The organism is Spiroplasma endosymbiont of Amphimallon solstitiale (assembly GCF_964030965.1).
Lineage (GTDB): Bacteria > Bacillota_I > Bacilli_A > Mycoplasmatales > VBWQ01 > Spiroplasma_E.
Map to the genome: position 1 here is coordinate 498072 of NZ_OZ034999.1, position 21723 is coordinate 519794.

Here is a 21723-nt window from a genome sequence, read left to right on the forward strand (position 1 = left end):
AAACCTGAATTGTAAAATTAAAAAGGACACTTATATAAAAATTAAATTGTGTTAATTCTATAATTAAGAAAAGAAAGGAATTAGCACAATGTATAAGTATCTGACTATTGAATCAATAATAGCAATAAAAGAATATAAAAGTTATGGATTTTCGATTCGTAAAATAGCAAAAGCCATTGATTATAGTAAATCAACTGTACATAGAGTTTGTAGATTATTAAATCAAAACTTATTACCATTAGAAATATTGAATAAAATTCAAAAAAATAAACAAAATGCAGGTAGAAAATTAATAATTTTAACTTTAATAGAAATTAATACTATTAATCATTTGTTAATTACTAAAAATTATGCTCTTGATATAATTGCTAATTTTTTAAAGGAAAATAAAATAAAAAGTATTTCAACAAAAACTTTATATAACATGTTTAAAACAAATCGAATGGGTTTTGATGAAAATAACTTATTGAGAAAAGGAAAAAATAAACCTCACAAACAAAAAGAAACTAGGGGCAGAATTAATAATTGTAAGTCTATTCATGAAAGAAATTTAATCATTCCTAATATTAAAAATATAGAAGAATTTGGTCATTTAGAAGGTGATACTATCATTGGTAAAGATCATAAAAGTTCTATTATTACTTTAGCTGATATATGATCAAAAACCACAATTCCTTTAGCAACTAAAAATAATAAATCAGAAAATATTACAAAAAGTATAATAAAATTTATTTCAAAGTTACAAAAAGGAACAGTTAAAACTATTACTTTTGATCGTGGTAAAGAATTTAGTAAATGAAAATTAATCGAAAAAAATTGTAATGTTAAGATTTATTTTGCAGATCCTGGTAAACCTTGTCAAAGAGGTTTAAATGAAAATAATAATGGTATTTTAAGAAGATATTTACCAAAATCTACAGATCTATCTTCATATAAACAAAAAGATTTAAATACTATAGCATTTCAAATTAATTCTACACCCAGAAAATCACTATCTTATAAAAGACCAATAGATTTAATACAATTATTTTAAAAAACTGTCCCATTTATATTTACAATTCAGGAAATTAAAAAAATAAAATATTATTTATTCTACTAAAAATTTAATAGTAATATAATCGCTCTTAATTGTTAATTGATATTGACCAATACCAATAAAGTCATACAACTTTAAAGCAAGATTTTTAAATTTTTTATTACAATCATTATTTAAAAATAATATTTTTTCAATATTATTATTTTGTAAATCTTTCACTAATTTTGAATTAATCGTTTTATTTTCTGGTATTGATCAGTAATATTCTTTTGTTAATTTATTATAACTAGTTAATTTACCATAATTTGTTCCATCAATATCTGCAAAAATTACTGATTTATTTTCATTAAATGTCAAATGACCCGCTTGAAAGGCAATAATTTTTAAAGGTCCAAGTTTTTTATTAAAATTAACACGATTAATTGTACATAGTGCCTGATGCACAGTAAATGTTGATTGATAAGATAATAAAGGGTAATCTTGATTAAAATGTTCATTAAGTAATAATGTTTCATAATCTAGTTTATATTTAAGAATAATTTTTAGTTCATTAACAACTAATTTGTTATTTTCAATGAAATTTGTAACTAAACATGGTATTTCATTAAAATTTGGAAAAATACGATTAAATACTTTATTACTTGTAACCTCATATAATAATGATGCTATTAATAAATTGTCATAATGATAATTAATTAATTTAGTATCTAATTCTTGACTTAATCTTAAATAAAAATAATTAACTATTTGATAATCATTTAAAAATAAGAATTGTTTTAAGATATTTTGATTACGATTAGTATCATTATCATGGGTTTGATAATTTTTTATTTTTTTTGCTATTCGTAAATAAAAATCATTTAAAAAATTATAAAATTCTTGAATTGTCAAATCATAATCAATTAATATTTTAAAAATAGCATTATCATTATAAAGTTGATAGTATGATTGAATTACCAAATAAATTTTTTTTCGTGATTGATATCATTGCTTTAAATTAGTTAAAATGATGTTTTGACTTCTTGGTTCTAAAGTAATAGTGCATCCATAAGGTAAATTAAAACTATTAGGTAATTGTTTATTAACATTTATAATATGTGAATTAGAAAGATTTTTAATACCAATGGTTATGTCATATTTTTTATCAATATTAGCAATTAAATCATAAACCTCTAAACAATGTTTAGTTTCTGTTTTTCTCAATCCTCTTCCTAATTGTTGTAAATATACTGTTTTTGAATTAGTTGGTCGTAATAAAATAATAGTATCAATTTCAGGAATATCAATTCCTTCATTAAAAATATTTACTACACATAAATAATTAATAATTCTATTTTTAAAATCATTAATTATTTTACTACGATTAGTTTGATTTTTACTTGTTAAAAAGTCTGTTTTTAAGCCCTGATTTTGCAAAAATCTAGCAACAATTTGTGCATGAGTAATGTTAATACAAAAAATTAAACAAATCCGATTACTATAAAATCCAATATAGTCATTAATTACATCTAATAATAACTTATTTCTTGCTTCAGTATTTAATTTTTTAAATAATTGTTGATCATTATTTAAATCAATACCAGTTAAATCAGCAGTAATGTCATCAATACAATAATAATCAAATGGTGATAAAAGTTTTTCATTAATTGCATCTCACAATCGTAATTCATGTGCAAACTCATTATCAAAATAATTAATAATGTTTTTATTATCTTCTCGTTCTGGTGTTGCTGTTAAACCAATAATTTGTTTAGGATGAAAATAATTAAAAATTGTCTGAAAAGTTTTGGCAGCCAAATGATGAGCTTCATCAAAAATAATAATATCAAATTGTTGACGTTTAAACTTATTTAGATGTCTATGTACAGTTTGTACTGTTGCAAATAAATATTGTTCTTGAAAATTATTTTGTTTACTATTTAAAATAGTTGCAAATTTTTTATCATTTATTACTTTTCGAAAAGTAATAATTGCTTGTTCAATAATTTCTCTTTGATGTGCTAAAAATAAAATTGAAGGTTTTTGATTATTATTTTCTTTGATTTGATTTAAATAGTCAAAAGCAGATACTACTGTTTTACCAACACCTGTTGCCATGACAATTAAATGTTTTGTTTTTTTAAGTTTTCTTCTTAACTTTAATTTATTAATTAAGGCAATTTGAAAATCATAAAGAAAATAATTAGTTGCTAATCATTGTTCATCTTTTTTATTTACAAGCAATCGATTATATTCAATTCGCGATAGTAATTGTAATCGTTGTTGTTCATCATTTAAATCAACTAAATTATCATTTCATAATTTATAATACTGATTTAAAATATTTTGATATAGTTGCTTATTATCAAATTCATTAATTTTAATATTTCATTCACGACCACTAGCTAAACCTTTTTGCGTTAAATTTGATGAACCAATTATTGCTGAAGAAAAACCTGAATTTCGTTTAAAGATGGCAGCTTTAATATGAATTCTTTCACTACGTTTTTCTAAATTATTTTCAACTTTAACTTTAATATTAGGATACTTTTTTATTATTTTAACTAATGCATATAAATTAACAAATAAAGCCATATCATCAAAAGTAGTAGTAATAAAATTAATAGTAATATTATGATTTAAAGCATAAGTAAATGATGAACGTAACTTATTAATAATTGAATTTGATATAAAAGGATAAATAAAGTATACTTCATCACAAGTTCTGATTTCCTGATTTAAATGATTAATTAATACTTGTTGGTTTTCATTAGTAAATAGATAATTGTCACTTAATCTAATATTAGAAGTTAAAGGATTATCAATTATACTATCATTTACTTGTAATAAAATGTTATTACTAAATTTATTAGTAGTAAAATTACTTATGATTTGATTTAAAAAATCAATTTTTGCTTCTGGTGATTTAATCGTTTTTAATTGTTCAATTAAAGTATTATTTAATTGTTTAACTAAATAATGATCAATGTCTTTAATTAATTCTTTTTCATCATTAATATGTGATGTTTGAAAATTATTGCTAATATCATCACTAATCTTTAATAATAAATCATAATAGCCCTTATTTTTCATACTCTACACTTCCTAATAAATAGTGTCTATTTTAATAAATTATAATCTATATTTTAATATATTATTAACTATTATAAAATAATTTTGTAAAGTAAAAAACCTCTAATATTTAAAATAATATTTTAAATAAATAAGAGGAAGGTAATCTAAGATAAGATATATTCATATTTTTATTTTTTTTCTGTTGATGATGTTTTTTCTGCTTGTAATGGATTAGTAATACTTACACCTTTGTATGTCTTGCATTTCATACAGGCATGATGTGGTTTAGTAATTGCTCCACAATTTAAACAGTTAGTTGTAGTTGTTGCAGATAAACTATCATGGGCACGACGTGTATTTTTACGCATTTTTGACGTTCTTCTTGCTGGTACTGCCATAGTCTGTTGCCTCCTTACTTTCGTATCTCATAAATTATATATTGATTTATCAGAAAAATCTATTTTTTTTGATAAGTTTTTCAAATTTTTGGAAATAAAATACTAATAAATCAAATATTTTATTTATTGTTACCTGAATTGTAAATATAAATGGGACAGTTTTTTAAAATAATTGTATTAAATCTATTGGTCTTTTATAAGATAGTGATTTTCTGGGTGTAGAATTAATTTGAAATGCTATAGTATTTAAATCTTTTTGTTTATATGAAGATAGATCTGTAGATTTTGGTAAATATCTTCTTAAAATACCATTATTATTTTCATTTAAACCTCTTTGACAAGGTTTACCAGGATCTGCAAAATAAATCTTAACATTACAATTTTTTTCGATTAATTTTCATTTACTAAATTCTTTACCACGATCAAAAGTAATAGTTTTAACTGTTCCTTTTTGTAACTTTGAAATAAATTTTATTATACTTTTTGTAATATTTTCTGATTTATTATTTTTAGTTGCTAAAGGAATTGTGGTTTTTGATCATATATCAGCTAAAGTAATAATAGAACTTTTATGATCTTTACCAATGATAGTATCACCCTCTAAATGACCAAATTCTTCTATATTTTTAATATTAGGAATGATTAAATTTCTTTCATGAATAGACTTACAATTATTAATTCTGCCCCTAGTTTCTTTTTGTTTGTGAGGTTTATTTTTTCCTTTTCTCAATAAGTTATTTTCATCAAAACCCATTCGATTTGTTTTAAACATGTTATATAAAGTTTTTGTTGAAATACTTTTTATTTTATTTTCCTTTAAAAAATTAGCAATTATATCAAGAGCATAATTTTTAGTAATTAACAAATGATTAATAGTATTAATTTCTATTAAAGTTAAAATTATTAATTTTCTACCTGCATTTTGTTTATTTTTTTGAATTTTATTCAATATTTCTAATGGTAATAAGTTTTGATTTAATAATCTACAAACTCTATGTACAGTTGATTTACTATAATCAATGGCTTTTGCTATTTTACGAATCGAAAATCCATAACTTTTATATTCTTTTATTGCTATTATTGATTCAATAGTCAGATACTTATACATTGTGCTAATTCCTTTCTTTTCTTAATTATAGAATTAACACAATTTAATTTTTATATAAGTGTCCTTTTTAATTTTACAATTCAGGTTAAATTAAAAAATCATACCTTAATTTAATACAATTAAAAATAAAATAATAATAAGTATTATCATATTAAAGTATGACTTAAAAATATTTAAATGAAACTTGCAAAAAAGTAATTATTTTAACACTGATTGATAAATTATTCGGCAATGTTTAGTAATCTGTGTAACTTACAAAAATAACTATGTTTAATTAATTCTAGTAAATATAATTAAATGACTAGAAAGAGTGAGTTACAGATGGCTAAAAAACAAAATATTAATAATAATGATCCAATATCAAAAGCAGTAGATTTATTATTAGAAAATACTGAAGATTTAACAACAGTTTTTAAAGAAGGGGGTTTATATAAAGAATTAACAAAACGTTTAGTTGAAAAAATGTTGAATTCTGAAATGCAAAATTATTTAGGATATGAAAAAAATCAACATAGTAATACTGAAAATGCTCGTAATGGTACAAGTTCAAAAAAATTAATAACTCAACAAGGTAAAATTGAGATTGATGTACCAAGAGATCGCAATAGTGATTTTACTCCTGTAATAGTTGCAAAAAGACAGCGAAGATTTGATGGTTTTGATCAACAAGTGCTTTCACTATATGCAAAAGGTATGACTCTATCTGACATTAGAATGCAGTTACAAGAGTTATATCATGGTGCTGATATTAGTGAAAGTGTTATTAGTCAAATTACTGATGATGTTATTGATGATGTCAAAACATGACAAAATCGACCATTAGAAAGCATTTATCCGATTGTTTATTTTGATTGTATAGTAGTTAAAGTTCGACAAGATAAACGGATTATTAATAAATCAGTTTATATAGCATTAGGAGTTGATTTAGAAGGTAAAAAAGATGTTTTAGGCTTATGAATTAGTGAAAATGAAGGTGCTAAATTTTGATTAGCTAATTTCACAGAAATGAAAAATCGAGGCTTAAATGATATTTTGATTGCTTGTAGTGATAATTTAACAGGCATGTCAGAAGCAATACAAGCAGTTTATCCTAAAACAGAACATCAATTATGCATTGTTCATCAAATTCGAAATAGTTTAAAATATGTTTCATACAAACATCGAAAAACTCTAGTTACAGATTTAAAACCAATTTATAGTGCATGTAGTGAAGAACAAGCAATGCAAGCTTTAGAATCATTTGAAAGTAAATGAAATAAACAATATCCCCAAATTGCTAAATCTTGATATAAAAATTGAGAAAATTTGATGATTTTTATTAGTTATCCTGCAGAAATCAAAAGAGTAATTTATACAACAAATGCTATTGAATCTGTTAATAGTCAATTACGAAAAGTTATTAGAAACAAAAAAGCTTTTCCTAATGATATGTCAGTTTTTAAAATATTTTATTTAGCAATTGAAAATATAACAAAAAAATGAACATTGCCTATTCAAAATTGAAATACAGCAATTGCTCATTTTATGATAAAATTTGAAGACAGAATTAATCTGAACTAGTACTTTGTAAAACAAAGATACACAGATTTCTAAAAAGCCTCAATTATTCAGATATTTTTGTTGAAGATAAATCATAAAATTTACCTTTAATAATATATACTATTGTTTCACAAATGTTAACTAAGTGATCACCTAGTCTTTCAATATATTTCAACTGTTGCATTGTTGATGTATATTGAGAGAGTTGATCATTATTTTTGTTTACTTTTAACATATTGACAATGTTTTTCATTGATTCACGAAAACGATTATCAATATCAATATCATATTCTGCTGCTTGATAAGCTTTGTTAATATCATTTTCATTTATAGATTCACCAATTAAATCCATCATTTTAAATACTTTTTTCATTAATCCTGATAATTGAGATGTTAATTTAATTTCTGGTTTATATTTGACATTAAATTTGGATAAATTTTTAGCATAATTTGAAATACGTTCTAAATCACGAATAATATTCATATAGCCAATAATAGTACGTAAGTCAGTAGCAAAAGGATTTTGTTGAGCAATACTTCAAATTGCAGTAATTGTTAAACTTTCAGCGACTGTTCTAATTTCTTTATCGGTTTCAACAATTCTTTTTGACATGTCAAAATCTTGTGTTTCCATTGCTATTAAAGCGTCTTTATGTTCTTTTTTTACTTCTTTTAATAAAGTTAATAAGTTTTGTTTTAAATTTATGATATCTAAATCAAATCTACGGTTAATTATTTTCATTTTTTTCTCCTTTCTCTATAATTAATTATATATATTTTTAACCAAATCTGCCGGTAATATAATCTTCTGTTCTTTTATCTTTTGGTCGTGAAAATATTTTTTTAGTATTATTATATTCAATGACTTCTCCATTTAAGAAAAAGGAAGTTTTATCAGAAATTCGTGCTGCTTGTTGCATTGAATGAGTAACAACAATAATTGTAAAGTCTGATTTTAAATCATTCATTAAGTCTTCAATTTTAGATGCGGCAATCGGATCTAGAGCTGAAGTTGGTTCATCCATTAATAGTACTTCTGGTTTTAGGGCAATAGCACGAGCAATACATAAACGTTGTTGTTGACCACCTGATAATGATAATGCTGAATCGAATAAGTGTTGAGCAACTTCATCTCATAAAGCCGCTTTTTTTAAAGCATCTTCGACAATTTGATTTAGAATCTTTTTATTTTTAATGCCTTGATTTTTTGGACCATATGCAACATTATCATAAATTGACATTGGAAAGGGATTAGGTTTTTGAAATACCATTCCAACTTTAGTTCGTAATGAAATAATATTTTTTTTATTTTCATAAATATCTTCATTATTGAATAATATTTGTCCATTAATTTTAACACCATCAATTAAATCATTCATTCTATTTAAAGTTCGTAGTAATGTTGATTTACCACAACCACTTGGTCCAATAAAAGCGGTTACTTGATTACGACTTATTTCTAAATTTATATTAAATAAAGCCTGTTTTTTACCATGATTATAGAAGAAATTTAAATTTTTAATAGTAAAAACATAATTAGTTTTTGGAATGTTTTCGATAGTTGATAAACTGTTTAATTTATTATTTTCTTTTTTATTAAATTTTTCTTTTACTTTTAATAAGTATGGTTTAATTATATTTGTTTTTCTTTTTTTATTGCTATTCGCTGATTTTTTCTTGCTTTCATTTTTTCTTTTAATAATTCAATTGAGCATTTTGTTTTCACCCCGATTCCTGTTGTTAAACTTTTTTCAAAATGTTTTGCTATAAAGTTTAAAATAAATATTAGTATAACTGTTATTAGTGCTGTTTGGTACATCATTCCTAATTTATTAGGGTCATTTGATTCTTTATTAACTAATAAAATATGGGTTGTTAAAGTTTGTCCTGAACTTAAGAAACCTTTATTGGGAAAAGCAACAGTGCTTCCTAATGTTAGATAAACTGGTGCTGATTCACCAATAATTCTACCCATTGATAAAATCATACTAGTAATAATGCCACCAATGGCAGCTGGAATAACTACTTTTCTTATTGTTTCAAATTTACTAGCACCTAGTGCTAATGATGCTTCACGATATTCAATAGGTACTGATTTTAATGTATCTTCTACTGCTCTAATAATAAGTGGTAAAATAACAATTGTTAATGTTAAACTAGCAGCAATTGCTGAGAAACTTATTTGTAAGAAAGTAATAAAAAAAGTAAATCCAAACATACCAAAGATAATTGATGGCGTAGAAGCTAAGGTATTTAGCACAAAACGTAATATTGAAGCAAATCAACCATTTTTGGCATATTCGTGAAGATAAATTGCACCAATAATACCTAATGGCATAGCAATAGTAATTGTTGTTAATACCAATAAACATGTCATTGTGATAATTGATAAGTAACCTTCATCACCGGTTGTTCAAATTAAAGCTGCAAAATTAAAATTGAAAACGCTACTACCAGCATTACCACTAATGTTGAAGATACCATTAATAATAATATCACCAATAATTCAAATAATTAATCCCATAGTAATAAAACAAGCTAGCCCCATAAAGAATAATCGAAAATAGTCTTTAAAGTGTTTTCAGCCTTGATTTTTAATAGTTTTTTCACTAATAGTTAACATTAGTTGATTATCAGATAGATTTATTTTTTTTAAATTATAATTTCGTGGTTTTTTATGACCTTTTGCTTTTTTATCACTACGTTTATAAATTATTAAAACAATAAAGTTAATGATTGAAACTATAATAAATAAAAATAAACCAATTCCATATAATGCTGATATTTGTTGAGAACTAACTGCTTCTCCAATTTCTAGTCCAATTACTCCCGCTAAAGTAGAAATTGAACTAAATAAAAATGCAAGTGGACCATGTGCAAAATTTGGGGTTAGAGTACTATTACCAGCAATCATAACAACGGCCATTGTTTCGCCGATGACTCTTCCAAATCCAAAAATTATTGCACCAATGATTTTGGTTTTTGCCGCTTTAAAAATGACTTTAAAACTAGTGTCAGTCCTGCTAATACCTAGTGCTAATGATGCATATAGATAAGATTTTGGTACTCGAGTAATAGAATTAACAGATAATGAAATAATTGTTGGTAATGCCATCATTGATAAAATAAAACTTGCTGTCATCATATTTTCTTTGGTTGGTGCTCCCATTTTTACAAAAATAGGACCAATGGTCATTAAACCAAAAGCACCAAAAACAACGGAAGGAATACCAGATAATAATTCTACTAAAGTTAATGTTGTTTTTTTTAATTTTGGTGGTAAAAATTCACATATAAATAATGATGTTAGTAAGCTTAAAGGAACAGCAAGTATCATTGAAAATAGTGCAACTCAAAAAGTGGCAACGATAAAGGCAATAATACCAAAACTATTAGCACTAGGTAATCATTTACTATTTCCTAACATTTTAAATCAATTTAGAAAACTCATATTACTAAATGTTTGACCGATAATAAAACCAATTAATAATGAAGCGGCAATTAGTGCTAATGAAGATATAGACAATACACAAATTTTAGCAATCAGATCATAAGTATGTTTTTTTTGTTCACTAATAAAAACATTTTTTGGATCATGATTTTTATTAAAATGATTAAAAGTTATTTTATGTCAAAACTTTTTAAAAGATTTGGATTTCATTTATTAATACTCCTTTATGGAAAATTGTTTAATCACTGATTTAAATCATAATTTAATTTGTCAGTTAATGGTACTGCTGATTGTGCATACTGAGCTTCTGAAAAAGCAGGAACTACGTATTCGTTATGACCTGGATAGTCAGGAATAAACAAGAATTTTAGAAATTTAACTAAAGTATTAATTTGTTTAAAATTTTTATTTATTAAACCTGTAAATGGTCGTGATAACTGATAAGTACCATTTTTAATGGTATCTAAACTTGGAGCAATATTTTCTCAATTAGCAATATGAATATTAGTGAATTGTTTATTCGAATCTAATTGTTTTTTATCTGAATATGAACTATAGCCAACACCACCACTAGACATATTAAACATTTGTGTACTTGAATTAACGGTTATTGCTTGTGGATAATATGCTTTTGAATCACCCAGAACTTTTTCATTAAAAACATCTCGTGTTCCTGAACCATTTTCTCTAGTATAAGGTAAAATTTTGAGGTCACAAGTTGGTTTGATTCAACCTTGATTTGGTTCTGAAGTATTTTGTGGAAATAAATCTCTTCAGAAAATAGACGATTTTAAATACATTTTTTTTACTTTATCTTGTGTAAAATTTAGAGGTTTATTATTACCTAAGCAATCTTGTGGTAAATTATAAACTAAAATCATGCCATCTTTTGATAAAACAAAAGAAATTAAATTATTATTAGGAGTTGTATATTCCTTTGAAAGTCAGCCAATACCAAACATATTTTTATTAACGGGAATTACTGCTGCATCTGAACCTAAACTGTTATAAGTAAAGTCTGCTTCTTTATGATTATCGGGATAGTCTTCCATTAATGTATGCATTAAAGGTGCTACTGAAGTTGAACCGCCCATAATAAAATAGGGTTTATGACTAACTAAAGTTACAATAAAAATACTAATCATTGTGATTAATCAAAATAATGACAAAATTCTTTTTTTTAGCATATAAATCCACCCAACTGAGAGTTTTCTTTATCATACACGTATTATAACAATATAATTGATAAAAACTAGAAAAATTATTTCATTTTTATAAAAAATGTAGGTTCTAGACTATATTATTAATATTTTTTAGTAATTAAAAAATGGTATTACTAGTTAACTTAATACCATTTTATTAAATATTTTTAATTTAACCTGAATTGTAAATATAAATGGGACAGTTTTTTAAAATAATTGTATTAAATCTATTGGTCTTTTATAAGATAGTGATTTTCTGGGTGTAGAATTAATTTGAAATGCTATAGTATTTAAATCTTTTTGTTTATATGAAGATAGATCTGTAGATTTTGGTAAATATCTTCTTAAAATACCATTATTATTTTCATTTAAACCTCTTTGACAAGGTTTACCAGGATCTGCAAAATAAATCTTAACATTACAATTTTTTTCGATTAATTTTCATTTACTAAATTCTTTACCACGATCAAAAGTAATAGTTTTAACTGTTCCTTTTTGTAACTTTGAAATAAATTTTATTATACTTTTTGTAATATTTTCTGATTTATTATTTTTAGTTGCTAAAGGAATTGTGGTTTTTGATCATATATCAGCTAAAGTAATAATAGAACTTTTATGATCTTTACCAATGATAGTATCACCCTCTAAATGACCAAATTCTTCTATATTTTTAATATTAGGAATGATTAAATTTCTTTCATGAATAGACTTACAATTATTAATTCTGCCCCTAGTTTCTTTTTGTTTGTGAGGTTTATTTTTTCCTTTTCTCAATAAGTTATTTTCATCAAAACCCATTCGATTTGTTTTAAACATGTTATATAAAGTTTTTGTTGAAATACTTTTTGTTTTATTTTCCTTTAAAAAATTAGCAATTATATCAAGAGCATAATTTTTAGTAATTAACAAATGATTAATAGTATTAATTTCTATTAAAGTTAAAATTATTAATTTTCTACCTGCATTTTGTTTATTTTTTTGAATTTTATTCAATATTTCTAATGGTAATAAGTTTTGATTTAATAATCTACAAACTCTATGTACAGTTGATTTACTATAATCAATGGCTTTTGCTATTTTACGAATCGAAAATCCATAACTTTTATATTCTTTTATTGCTATTATTGATTCAATAGTCAGATACTTATACATTGTGCTAATTCCTTTCTTTTCTTAATTATAGAATTAACACAATTTAATTTTTATATAAGTGTCCTTTTTAATTTTACAATTCAGGTAATATAAAAAATAAAAGAAAAGTATTTCTTTCTTTTATTAGTATTCTTTATTTATATAATTCAAAAGATAAAATAACTTTATTTTTTATTATCTAAAGCATTATTTTTCTTTAAAGTTTTTAAAGTACGAGCACTAATCATTAAAGTTTTTCCACCAATTTTTACTGGTTGTAAGTTTGGATTTCATTTTCTTCTAGAAGAGTTCATCGCATGCGAACGGTTGTTACCAGCTAGTGGACCAATACCACTTAAAGCACATTTTCTTGCCATAGTTATTTTCTCCTTATTAATGTTTTAACTAATAAATAATACCATATTTATTTATTTTTTTAAAAAAAAATTAAAATTTATTTGTAAAAAATTGAATATTTACTAGGACATTATTTTAATAAGAAACATTTAAATTATATATTTTTTTAAAAAAATAAAAAATATGTTATAAATAAACTATATTATACAAATTTTTAAGAAATCTTGGAGGAAAAAAATGAATTGTATTATTTATGCTGTGCAAATTGATGATGAAAAAAAGATTGGTTTACATGCACGACCAATAGCCAAAATTGCAGCTGCTATTAGTAAGTATAAAAATATTGAGGTAGAAGTCATTAAATTACCTGATAATGCAGATATTACGAAGTCAGTAAAACTTACTGGTAATGAAACTAAGGTTAAAGCTAAGTCAGTTCTTAATTTTCTAGGTTTACAAGCAAAAAATTTTAGTAAAATTGCTTTTATTATTACAAAAATGGATGAGAAAGAAGAAGATAAAAAACTTGAAGAAGTTAAATCAGAAATTATTTCTTTATTAAAAGAAGAAAAATTAATAAAGTAAATGGTTTTAAAAAAAGTATTCAAAAGAATACTTTTTTTAAAACCATTTATTCTTATGATATAATTATTTACGTTCTTAAAATATTAAATTATATAAATGGAGGCATTTAATGAGCGAAATTAACAAAAATAAAGAAATAATAATTTCAGAACAAGGTTTAGAAAAGTTAAAAACTGAATTATATAAACGAATTAATGTTGAACGTGAATCAATAAAAGAACGATTAAAAGCAGCTAGGGCTGATGGTGATTTATCAGAAAATGCTGATTATACTAGTGCGCGTGAAGAGCAAGGCAAAAATGAAGCACGCATTCAAGAACTTGAAACGATTATTACTAGTGCTGTTATTATTGAAGAACAAAAACAACGTAAAAATAGTAATATCAAAGCAGTTCGTGTTGGTAGTTGAGTGACAATTGTAAAAATTAAAGATGGTAAAATTGTTTCTGATTCAGAAGAAAAATTTAAAATTGTTGGAAGTATTGAAAGTAATCCATTTGAAGGATTAATTTCTAATGAGTGCTCATTAGCAGTATCAATTATGAATTGTGTTGTTGGTGATATTGTTGATATTAAAGGTATTAAAGAAACATATAGGGTAAAAATTATAGAAGTAAAAAATCAATTATAAGTTTTGTTTTCTTTAGTATCTAAATTACTTTGTTGTTTGATTTTTTCAAAATTATTATTTGGGATTTTTAAGCAATCATTTAGTAATTCTTTTATGTTAGAATTTTCAATATTAAAGTTTTCACATATTTCTTTTAAAGAAAGTTTAGTTTCAAAGTATGTTTCATCATTTTTAATAGTTATACCTTCTTTAATAATTTTATTTTTTAAGTCATTAATTTCAGTTATATATGATGAATTTGGTAAATTTTTTTGATTAATTTCAAATTTTGGTAAATTAAAAGTTGCTGTTATTACTCATGGGATATCTATTTTTTTTAGATGCAACTGCATTATGGTAAGCATTTTTTAAAAATTCTTGTAATTCTTTAGAAAAAATGGTTGCTTTTGAACTATTGTAAATTGAGTGTTGAACATTAATTAGATCTTTTTGATTATAATCAATCATTATTTCTAAATTTAAACGTTTACTTTTTAATTTAAAAGTATTTTTTTTAAATATTGTTTTTATAATTTCATATGACTTTGGCATATAAATATCCTTTCTTTTTTTAACTTATTAATAATTATTTAATACTAAATTAATTATATATTATGTTGGATTTTAATGTAGTAATAGGAGTTTTAAATAACATTATAAGTTTAATTTAAAAAGATATTATTTAAAATATTATTATTTTAGAATAATAAGTTATTTGGTGTACGAGGAAAAGGAATAACATCTCTAATATTATTAATACCAGTAATAAACATTAAAAATCTTTCTAGACCTAAACCAAAACCAGCACTTGGTGCATATCCATATTTTCTTAAATCAAAATATCATTGTAGATCATTACCTTCAATTTTGAATTGGGTTTTATTTTTTAGTAATTGTTCATAATTATCTTCACGAACAGAACCACCAATTAATTCACCAATCCCTGGCACTAATAAATCCATAGCTGCCACTGTTTTTTGTTTTGGATAATTACTATCAATTGGATTAAGTTTCATGTAAAAAGCTTTGATGGTCTGTGGATAGTTAATAACAAAAGTTGGTTGTTTAGTTATTTCTTCACATAAATACCTTTCATGTTCTGATTGTAAATCAATTCCTCATTTAATTTCATTAAATTCAAATTTTTTTCCTTTTTTTTGTGCATTTAAAAGTAATTCAATGACTTCTGTATAAGTAATAACTTTAAAATCAGATTTAAAATCGGCAATTTTTTCTAATTTTTCAATTAGTGATTGTTCATTTTTAGTTTCTTGTTTTTGTTCTAAAAATTTTAATTCAGAATTACAATTATTTAGAACATCTCTAATAACAGTTTTTATTAGTTTTTGGGCTAGTATAATATTATCTTGTAGATTACTAAAGGTAAATTCTGGTTCTACCATTCAAAATTCTGCTGCGTGACGTGTAGTATTAGATTTTTCAGCACGAAATGTTGGTCCAAATGTATAAACTTTTTGTAAAGATTGAGCGTAGGCTTCAGCATTTAACTGACCACTAACAGTTAATGAGGCTTTTTTCCCAAAAAAATCCTTTTCATATTTATCATTAGTTATAGTAGTAACAATAAAATTTTCACCAGCACCTTCAGCATCATTAGCTGTAATAAGAGGACTATGTAGGTAAATAAATTGATTATCATGGAAAAATTTATGAATAGATCATGATACTTGATCACGAATTCTAAATAATGACAAGAAAGTATTAGTACGAACACGTAAGTGTGCATGTTCACGAAGAAATTCATTTGTATGTTCTTTTTTTTGGATTGGATAATCATTAGCGCATATGTTGTAGACAGTAGCAGTAATTACTTTTAGTTCAAATGGTTGTTTCGCATTTGGTGTTAAAATTAAATTACCAGTAATAGTAACAGCACTACCGGTAGTAACATTAGTTAAATTGTTAGTATTTTCTAAATTTGGATCATATACTACTTGTAAGTTATTAATTGAAGAACCATCGTTTAAATCTAAAAACCCAACTTTTTTACTATTTCGATTAGAACGAACCCAACCGTTAACAGTTACTTGTGTTGGTATTTTTTTAGTTTTATCGTTACTATTAATAAATAAATTATTAATTGTGTAAATCATTATTGTTCCTCCTATTTATTTTTATATAATAAATAAATTATATATTAACTATTATCTTAGTAGGGAATTATTTATGATTTTTTTCATTAATATTTGGGATAAATTTTATTTTTAGTTAGTATAAAATTTGAAATTGAATTTTAAGTTAATGTTATAATATTACTTATAGTAAAGGGGGTTTATTATGGGCAAATTTTTAAAGTTAATTACTAATAGCTTTATGACAGGTGTTAGTGAACCATGATGTAATAATGAAGGAGTTGCAGTTTTACCTTTTGTATATAAATACAATCAATATTGATTTTTATTAATGAAAGAAAAGAATCCTTTATTTGAAAATAAAAAGATATCATTTTTTAGTACTCTAACAGGTGGTTGTAAATTAGGTAAATCATCACTAGAAACTGTTAAGAATGAAATTTTAGAAGAGACAGGAATTAATATTAGAAGCTTAAAACTTGATTGTATTTATAGACTTGGTAGTTACTATGCTAATAAAACTTCAATAAAAATATGACATTTTTATGCTGTTGATTTACCTAGTTTGAATTTAGATTTAAAGTTAAGTTATTTTGGTAAAGGTGATGGTAGTATTGGTGAAAATGGTATTAATGGTATTTTTATTAATGAGAGTGAACTAGATAAAGTTAATGATGCACTTACATTGGCAATTTATGGAAAATTACGATTGAATAATACAATAGTGAACATAAATAAATAAATTTAAAAGGAAGAAAATATGTTTAAAGATATAAAATTTAGATTTATAAAAAGAAAGAAAAATATAAAAGAATTTTTATTATCAATACCCAAAGATCTTAATAAAATTCCATTTTCTGCTAAAGTAGCTATTATTTGTTTAGGGATTTTTATGTTATGAAATACATTTTTTGACTTGAATCATTTTATTAATCCTAATTTATATCCTTCGGTCTGAACTATTGTAAATCGTCAAGCTTATCATCCTTGACAGCAAGTATTATTATTCTTAAATGGTATTGCTGCTTTTACTAATGTTATTTGTATAATTTTAATTTCATTTGGTAAAATTTCTAATTTTTTTTGAGGCTTTTTTGCTGTTAGTATTTATGGTTGTATTGCTTTAGTTTGAGATTATGTTGGTGATATGCAGTTGAATTTATTTTTCTTTTTGCCTTTTCAATTTATTGGCTATAGTTTATGGAAATTTCATTTAGATTCACAACAAGAAATAATTTCTAAACGTTTAAATTTAAAGACAAGTATTGTTACTATTTACTTTGCAATTATTTTATCAGTATTTTTTTATTTTGAAATTCCTGAATTTTCACGTGTAATTTTAGGGAAATATGATTTTGATGGTAATACTTTTCAACAAGTTTTACCACATATTCTAGATTCATTAACTAATTCTTTAAGTATTGTTGCGCAAATACTAATGTTATTACGTTTTCGTGAACAATGAATTTTTTGAATAATTGTTAATATTTTTCAAATAGCTATGTATTCGGGAGTTGCTCATAATCGTTTGGATGTAAATCTTTTATTAATGTGAATTGTTGCTCTTGGTAATTCTGGTTTTGGTTTTTATCAATGATTTTTTGTAAGAAGTAAAGAAAAAGTAGTAGTTAAAAAAGAAACATATGAGCAGTAATAACTTTTAAATAAGAAAAATAATAATTTAGAAAATAAGTTATTATTTTGTATAATAGTTTGTAAAGTATAAAATAATTATCAAAGAAGGTTATTATGAAAAAAAATGTATATATATTAAAAAATTTAGATGACACTAATACTCTTGCCAAAATAATTGCTAAAATTGCTAAACCAAATTTAATTTTATTATTAAATGGTCCGCTTGGTAGTGGTAAAACACAAATTACTAAATTAATTGGTAATTTACTTGGAGTTAAAAATATTATTAATTCACCAACTTTTATTATTTGAAATAAGTATCAAACTAAATATGAATGAAATTTAATTCATATGGATGCTTATCGTTTAATTAATCCTCATTTAGAAGAATATTATGAAATAATGATGAATAATTTTATGATAATTGAATGATCAGAGAGATTAAAAATTAATTTTAATAATTATTCATATATTGCTATAGATTTTAAAATTATTGATATTAATAGTAGACAAATAGTTATTAATACTAATCTTCTTACAAAAGAGGAAGAAAAGTATTTATTTGATGCATTAAAAAAAATATAGAATTTTATTTATAAAAAAAGTAGGAAAAATCCTACTTTTTTTATACTTGTATATGAAAGTAATTAAGCATAATACTATTAATAGTACTTTGACTAATTAGACCAAGTTTTTGATATTGTTTTAATACTTCTAAAGTATAATTATTATCATCAACAGGATAATAATTATTTAAACCTCAAAGTAAACCAGCAAATAATACTAATGAACCAATAGCAATTGGACTAAAAGCATAATACACAGTTATTTTACGATTATGATATCCGATTAAAGAAGCAAATAATCATCCTGTGACAAAAGCAATCATTCAATATAATAATGTCACTACTTGTTGATCAGTTATAAATCAAAATATTAACATTAATAAAATAGTTGTAAAGAAACGACTCATAATTGGAGTTTTAAATAATTTATAATTTCAAATGAAAGGTAACATTGCTCCTAATGAAATTAAAGGAAAAACTCAAAATCCTGACATGATATTAATATTATCAACAACACTTTGTAAAATACCGGTTAGAATCATTGCACCAATTCAAATGAAAATTGCTTTTCATCATCCATAAAATCCTTCAACAAATCTGCCAACACGATAAAACATTCAAAGTGAAAATATTAAATTAATAGGAGCTGAAGGATTTATATCATTACCAGCAAATGGATAAATTAATCACCTTCAATATTGATAAGCACCAAATATTAAGTTATGATAATTGGCACCAAAAAGCAAATGTTGTTGTTTATAATCTAATGCTAATCAATCATCTTGACTAAGATTTATAATTACTAGAAAAACAACAAGTGTAATAATAGGAATTATAAAAAGAAATCAGGTAACTGCCAAATTAGCATTAGTACATTTTTTTAATGTTTCGCTTAAGTAACGACGGTTTTGAAAATTAACTTTTTTTCAATTATCACTTAAAGTTCCAGTACTATTATCTTCATTAGTCTCTTCATTATTTTCGGTTTCAGTTTCAAGTTGGGGTAAGTCTACCTTAATAAATTTAGTAATACTAGGATAAAATTTAGATAATTCTTGAACAATTTTGTCACTAGTAGCAATAATAACATCAACCGCTGGTGACATTCGATTTTCGTTTTGGTTATCATCATTTAAAATAACCATTAAATAACGAATATCTTTAACACCTTCATCTGCTAATTGTTTATGTAAAATTTCATAAACTTCATCTTTGTTTTTTAAATGGTGAGGATTAAAATTATTTTCTTTAATAATTTTAATGATATGATAAGTATTACTATCTTTATTAGTTAGATATACTTCACCTTTAACATGTAGTTTTAATTCTTTAGGAACATTAAATGGTCGATAATCTTGATGACTAATAAAATAATCAACTAATTGTAAACCTAAAATATCTAGAATATTATCATCCATTATTTAACACTTTCCTTTCGTAATAATTGTAATTTATTTTCAAAAAAATCAGGTAAATTACATTCAAAAGTCATAACTTTTTTAGTTGTGGGATGAGTAAAAGTAATGACTTTAGCATGTAAGTATTGTCCAATATTAGCATTTTCCAATTTAACCTTGCTGTATAAAGGGTCATTTACAATTGGATGTTCAATTCACTCAAAATGAACACGAATTTGGTGTGTTCGACCAGTTTCTAATTGACATTGAACTAAAGTATAGTCTTTAAATCGCTCAATAACTGTAAAATGAGTAGTTGCTTTCTTACTATTTTGTTCATTGACCATCATTTTTAGACGATTATTATTGCTTCTAGCAATAGGCGCTTTAATGGTTCCTGATCTACCTTTAATTGTACCATGAACTAATGCAATATAAATTCGTTTAATTTCATGTTTTTGTAATTGTTCTGCTAAAATATGATGACTAATTTTATTTTTAGCTACTAATAATAATCCTGTCGTTTGTTTGTCAATACGATGAACAATGCCTGGACGTAAATTATTTTCATCAATATTTTCAATTTTAGATTGAAATAATAATCCGTTAACTAAAGTATTATCTCAATTACCTGCTCCTGGGTGGACAACTAAATTATTAGGTTTGTTAATAACAAGAATTTCATTATCCTCATAAACTATTTCAAAATCAATTGCAGTTGCTTTTAAAGTGTTCTCTTTTTCATTTTTAATAATAATATTTATTTCATCATTATTTTTTAATAATAAGTTAGTTGATGAAATAGTTTTATTATTAACTATTACTTGCTCATTAGTGATTAAATTTTGGATAAAATTTCGTGAATAATGATGTTTTGTTAATACCATTGCTAAATATTTGTCGATGCGGATATTTTTGTTTTCATGATATGTTAGTTTTATCATCTTTTGATTTTTTATCATTGATGATTGTTGTGAATGTTCCGTTGTTGACTTCATTATTGTGTTCTCCAAACTTTTCTTGATAGGCATTAATTATGGTTCCAATAATTATTTGTAGAATAATAATTGTGATACCAATGGTAATGAATATATCCGCAGTATTAAAAATAGTATATGGTGGGAATAGTTGTCATAGTAAAAAGTCAATAACACCACCTTTGTGTAAAAATCTATCGGTTAAATTACCGATAGTTCCTGCAATAACAAAACTGAGACCTAGTGCTCTGTTAATAGATTTAGTAAATAATAGTCAGGTGCTACTAGCAATTGCTACTAGAAAAGCAAAAGTTATTAGAAAGATTTTTTGATTTTGAAAAAAACTAAAAGCAGAACCATAATTAATAATAAATTTTAAATTAATAAATCCGGGTATGAATTTATATTCTTCACCAGCTTTTATTCCATTTTGTACTGCTAATTTTATCATTTGATCAGTGACAATTAGAATAATAATTGCACAAAAACAAATTATTTTAGTTAATCATTTTCAATCACGTGTTTTTAAATGATTTTTAATTGCTAATCAAGAAAATTCCATAATTACTTCTTTCTAAACTAAT

General features: G+C 23.9%; 21 protein-coding genes. 7 read left to right on the forward strand and 14 right to left on the reverse strand.

All coding sequences use genetic code 4. The features are described 5' to 3' along the window. The first annotated feature begins 88 nt into the window (after positions 1 to 88). Positions 89 to 1033, forward strand: a complete 945-nt coding sequence (locus tag AAHH39_RS03090) for an IS30 family transposase (RefSeq protein ID WP_342217458.1) — start codon at positions 89 to 91, stop codon at positions 1031 to 1033. Positions 1034 to 1087: 54 nt separating this feature from the next. Here the strand turns inward: AAHH39_RS03090 and AAHH39_RS03095 are convergent, their stop codons facing one another. The 3 genes from AAHH39_RS03095 to AAHH39_RS03105 all read right to left on the reverse strand — a co-directional run bounded on the left by AAHH39_RS03095 (position 1088) and on the right by AAHH39_RS03105 (position 5596). Then, entirely contained in the window at positions 1088 to 4108 is a 3021-nt protein-coding gene (locus AAHH39_RS03095; RefSeq protein ID WP_342218799.1) for a DEAD/DEAH box helicase family protein, read from the reverse strand. Between the two features lie 170 nt (positions 4109 to 4278). Next, positions 4279 to 4488: a 50S ribosomal protein L32 gene (gene rpmF / locus AAHH39_RS03100; protein WP_281747878.1), complete on the reverse strand. Its 210-nt coding sequence runs from the start codon at positions 4486 to 4488 to the stop codon at positions 4279 to 4281. A 163-nt stretch (positions 4489 to 4651) separates the two neighbouring features. Beyond that, on the reverse strand, positions 4652 to 5596 hold the full coding sequence (locus tag AAHH39_RS03105) for an IS30 family transposase (protein WP_342217458.1): 945 nt from the start codon (positions 5594 to 5596) through the stop codon (positions 4652 to 4654). A gap of 321 nt (positions 5597 to 5917) precedes the next feature. Between AAHH39_RS03105 and AAHH39_RS03110 the strand changes: the two genes are divergently transcribed. Further along, the gene (locus AAHH39_RS03110) at positions 5918 to 7156 is read left to right on the forward strand and encodes an IS256 family transposase (RefSeq protein WP_342219300.1); all 1239 of its coding nucleotides are present in this window, start codon (positions 5918 to 5920) and stop codon (positions 7154 to 7156) included. A gap of 43 nt (positions 7157 to 7199) precedes the next feature. Here the strand turns inward: AAHH39_RS03110 and phoU are convergent, their stop codons facing one another. From phoU to rpmB, 6 genes are all read right to left on the reverse strand, one after another. Further along, a complete protein-coding gene (phoU, locus tag AAHH39_RS03115) occupies positions 7200 to 7877 on the reverse strand; it encodes a phosphate signaling complex protein PhoU (protein ID WP_174480791.1) in 678 nt (225 codons plus the stop codon). 37 nt (positions 7878 to 7914) lie between these two features. Then, a complete protein-coding gene (pstB, locus tag AAHH39_RS03120) occupies positions 7915 to 8850 on the reverse strand; it encodes a phosphate ABC transporter ATP-binding protein PstB (RefSeq protein WP_342218801.1) in 936 nt (311 codons plus the stop codon). Further along, the gene (gene pstA, locus AAHH39_RS03125; RefSeq protein ID WP_342218802.1) at positions 8769 to 10796 is read right to left on the reverse strand and encodes a phosphate ABC transporter permease PstA; all 2028 of its coding nucleotides are present in this window, start codon (positions 10794 to 10796) and stop codon (positions 8769 to 8771) included. Before pstA ends, pstB begins: the two co-directional genes overlap by 82 nt. A 14-nt stretch (positions 10797 to 10810) precedes the next feature. After that, positions 10811 to 11773, reverse strand: coding sequence for a PstS family phosphate ABC transporter substrate-binding protein (locus AAHH39_RS03130; RefSeq protein ID WP_342218803.1), 963 nt, complete (start codon positions 11771 to 11773; stop codon positions 10811 to 10813). A 222-nt stretch (positions 11774 to 11995) separates the two neighbouring features. Beyond that, positions 11996 to 12940, reverse strand: coding sequence for an IS30 family transposase (locus AAHH39_RS03135; RefSeq protein WP_342218087.1), 945 nt, complete (start codon positions 12938 to 12940; stop codon positions 11996 to 11998). 164 nt (positions 12941 to 13104) lie between these two features. After that, on the reverse strand, positions 13105 to 13296 hold the full coding sequence (gene rpmB / locus AAHH39_RS03140; RefSeq protein ID WP_252320665.1) for a 50S ribosomal protein L28: 192 nt from the start codon (positions 13294 to 13296) through the stop codon (positions 13105 to 13107). Positions 13297 to 13513: 217 nt separating this feature from the next. Between rpmB and AAHH39_RS03145 the strand changes: the two genes are divergently transcribed. Together AAHH39_RS03145 and greA are read left to right on the forward strand one after the other, a co-directional pair. Next, positions 13514 to 13861, forward strand: coding sequence for an HPr family phosphocarrier protein (locus AAHH39_RS03145; RefSeq protein ID WP_342218804.1), 348 nt, complete (start codon positions 13514 to 13516; stop codon positions 13859 to 13861). 109 nt (positions 13862 to 13970) lie between these two features. Beyond that, positions 13971 to 14492: a transcription elongation factor GreA gene (gene greA / locus AAHH39_RS03150; protein ID WP_342218805.1), complete on the forward strand. Its 522-nt coding sequence runs from the start codon at positions 13971 to 13973 to the stop codon at positions 14490 to 14492. Between the two features lie 276 nt (positions 14493 to 14768). On the opposite strand, the gene AAHH39_RS03155 is transcribed toward greA, so the two are convergent. Together AAHH39_RS03155 and asnS are read right to left on the reverse strand one after the other, a co-directional pair. After that, on the reverse strand, positions 14769 to 15023 hold the full coding sequence (locus AAHH39_RS03155) for a hypothetical protein (RefSeq protein ID WP_342218806.1): 255 nt from the start codon (positions 15021 to 15023) through the stop codon (positions 14769 to 14771). A gap of 146 nt (positions 15024 to 15169) precedes the next feature. After that, entirely contained in the window at positions 15170 to 16585 is a 1416-nt protein-coding gene (gene asnS / locus AAHH39_RS03160) for an asparagine--tRNA ligase (RefSeq protein WP_342218807.1), read from the reverse strand. A gap of 184 nt (positions 16586 to 16769) precedes the next feature. On the opposite strand from asnS, the gene AAHH39_RS03165 reads away from it, so the two are divergent. From AAHH39_RS03165 to tsaE, 3 genes are all read left to right on the forward strand, one after another. Then, positions 16770 to 17306 carry a hypothetical protein gene (locus AAHH39_RS03165; protein ID WP_342218808.1) on the forward strand — a complete coding sequence of 179 codons (537 nt, stop codon included), beginning with the start codon at positions 16770 to 16772 and terminating at the stop codon, positions 17304 to 17306. An 18-nt stretch (positions 17307 to 17324) separates the two neighbouring features. Further along, the gene (gene pnuC, locus AAHH39_RS03170) at positions 17325 to 18218 is read left to right on the forward strand and encodes a nicotinamide riboside transporter PnuC (RefSeq protein WP_342218809.1); all 894 of its coding nucleotides are present in this window, start codon (positions 17325 to 17327) and stop codon (positions 18216 to 18218) included. Between the two features lie 95 nt (positions 18219 to 18313). Further along, complete coding sequence (gene tsaE / locus AAHH39_RS03175) at positions 18314 to 18784, forward strand: tRNA (adenosine(37)-N6)-threonylcarbamoyltransferase complex ATPase subunit type 1 TsaE (protein WP_286642683.1); 471 nt, start codon at positions 18314 to 18316, stop codon at positions 18782 to 18784. 40 nt (positions 18785 to 18824) lie between these two features. On the opposite strand, the gene AAHH39_RS03180 is transcribed toward tsaE, so the two are convergent. From AAHH39_RS03180 to lspA, 3 genes are read right to left on the reverse strand one after another with little or no spacing between them, the layout of a single operon-like run. Further along, positions 18825 to 20183, reverse strand: a complete 1359-nt coding sequence (locus AAHH39_RS03180; RefSeq protein ID WP_342218810.1) for a hypothetical protein — start codon at positions 20181 to 20183, stop codon at positions 18825 to 18827. Next, complete coding sequence (locus AAHH39_RS03185; RefSeq protein WP_342218811.1) at positions 20183 to 21049, reverse strand: RluA family pseudouridine synthase; 867 nt, start codon at positions 21047 to 21049, stop codon at positions 20183 to 20185. Before AAHH39_RS03185 ends, AAHH39_RS03180 begins: the two co-directional genes overlap by 1 nt. After that, positions 20994 to 21701 carry a signal peptidase II gene (gene lspA, locus AAHH39_RS03190; RefSeq protein WP_342218812.1) on the reverse strand — a complete coding sequence of 236 codons (708 nt, stop codon included), beginning with the start codon at positions 21699 to 21701 and terminating at the stop codon, positions 20994 to 20996. Before lspA ends, AAHH39_RS03185 begins: the two co-directional genes overlap by 56 nt. Positions 21702 to 21723 lie beyond the last annotated feature (22 nt).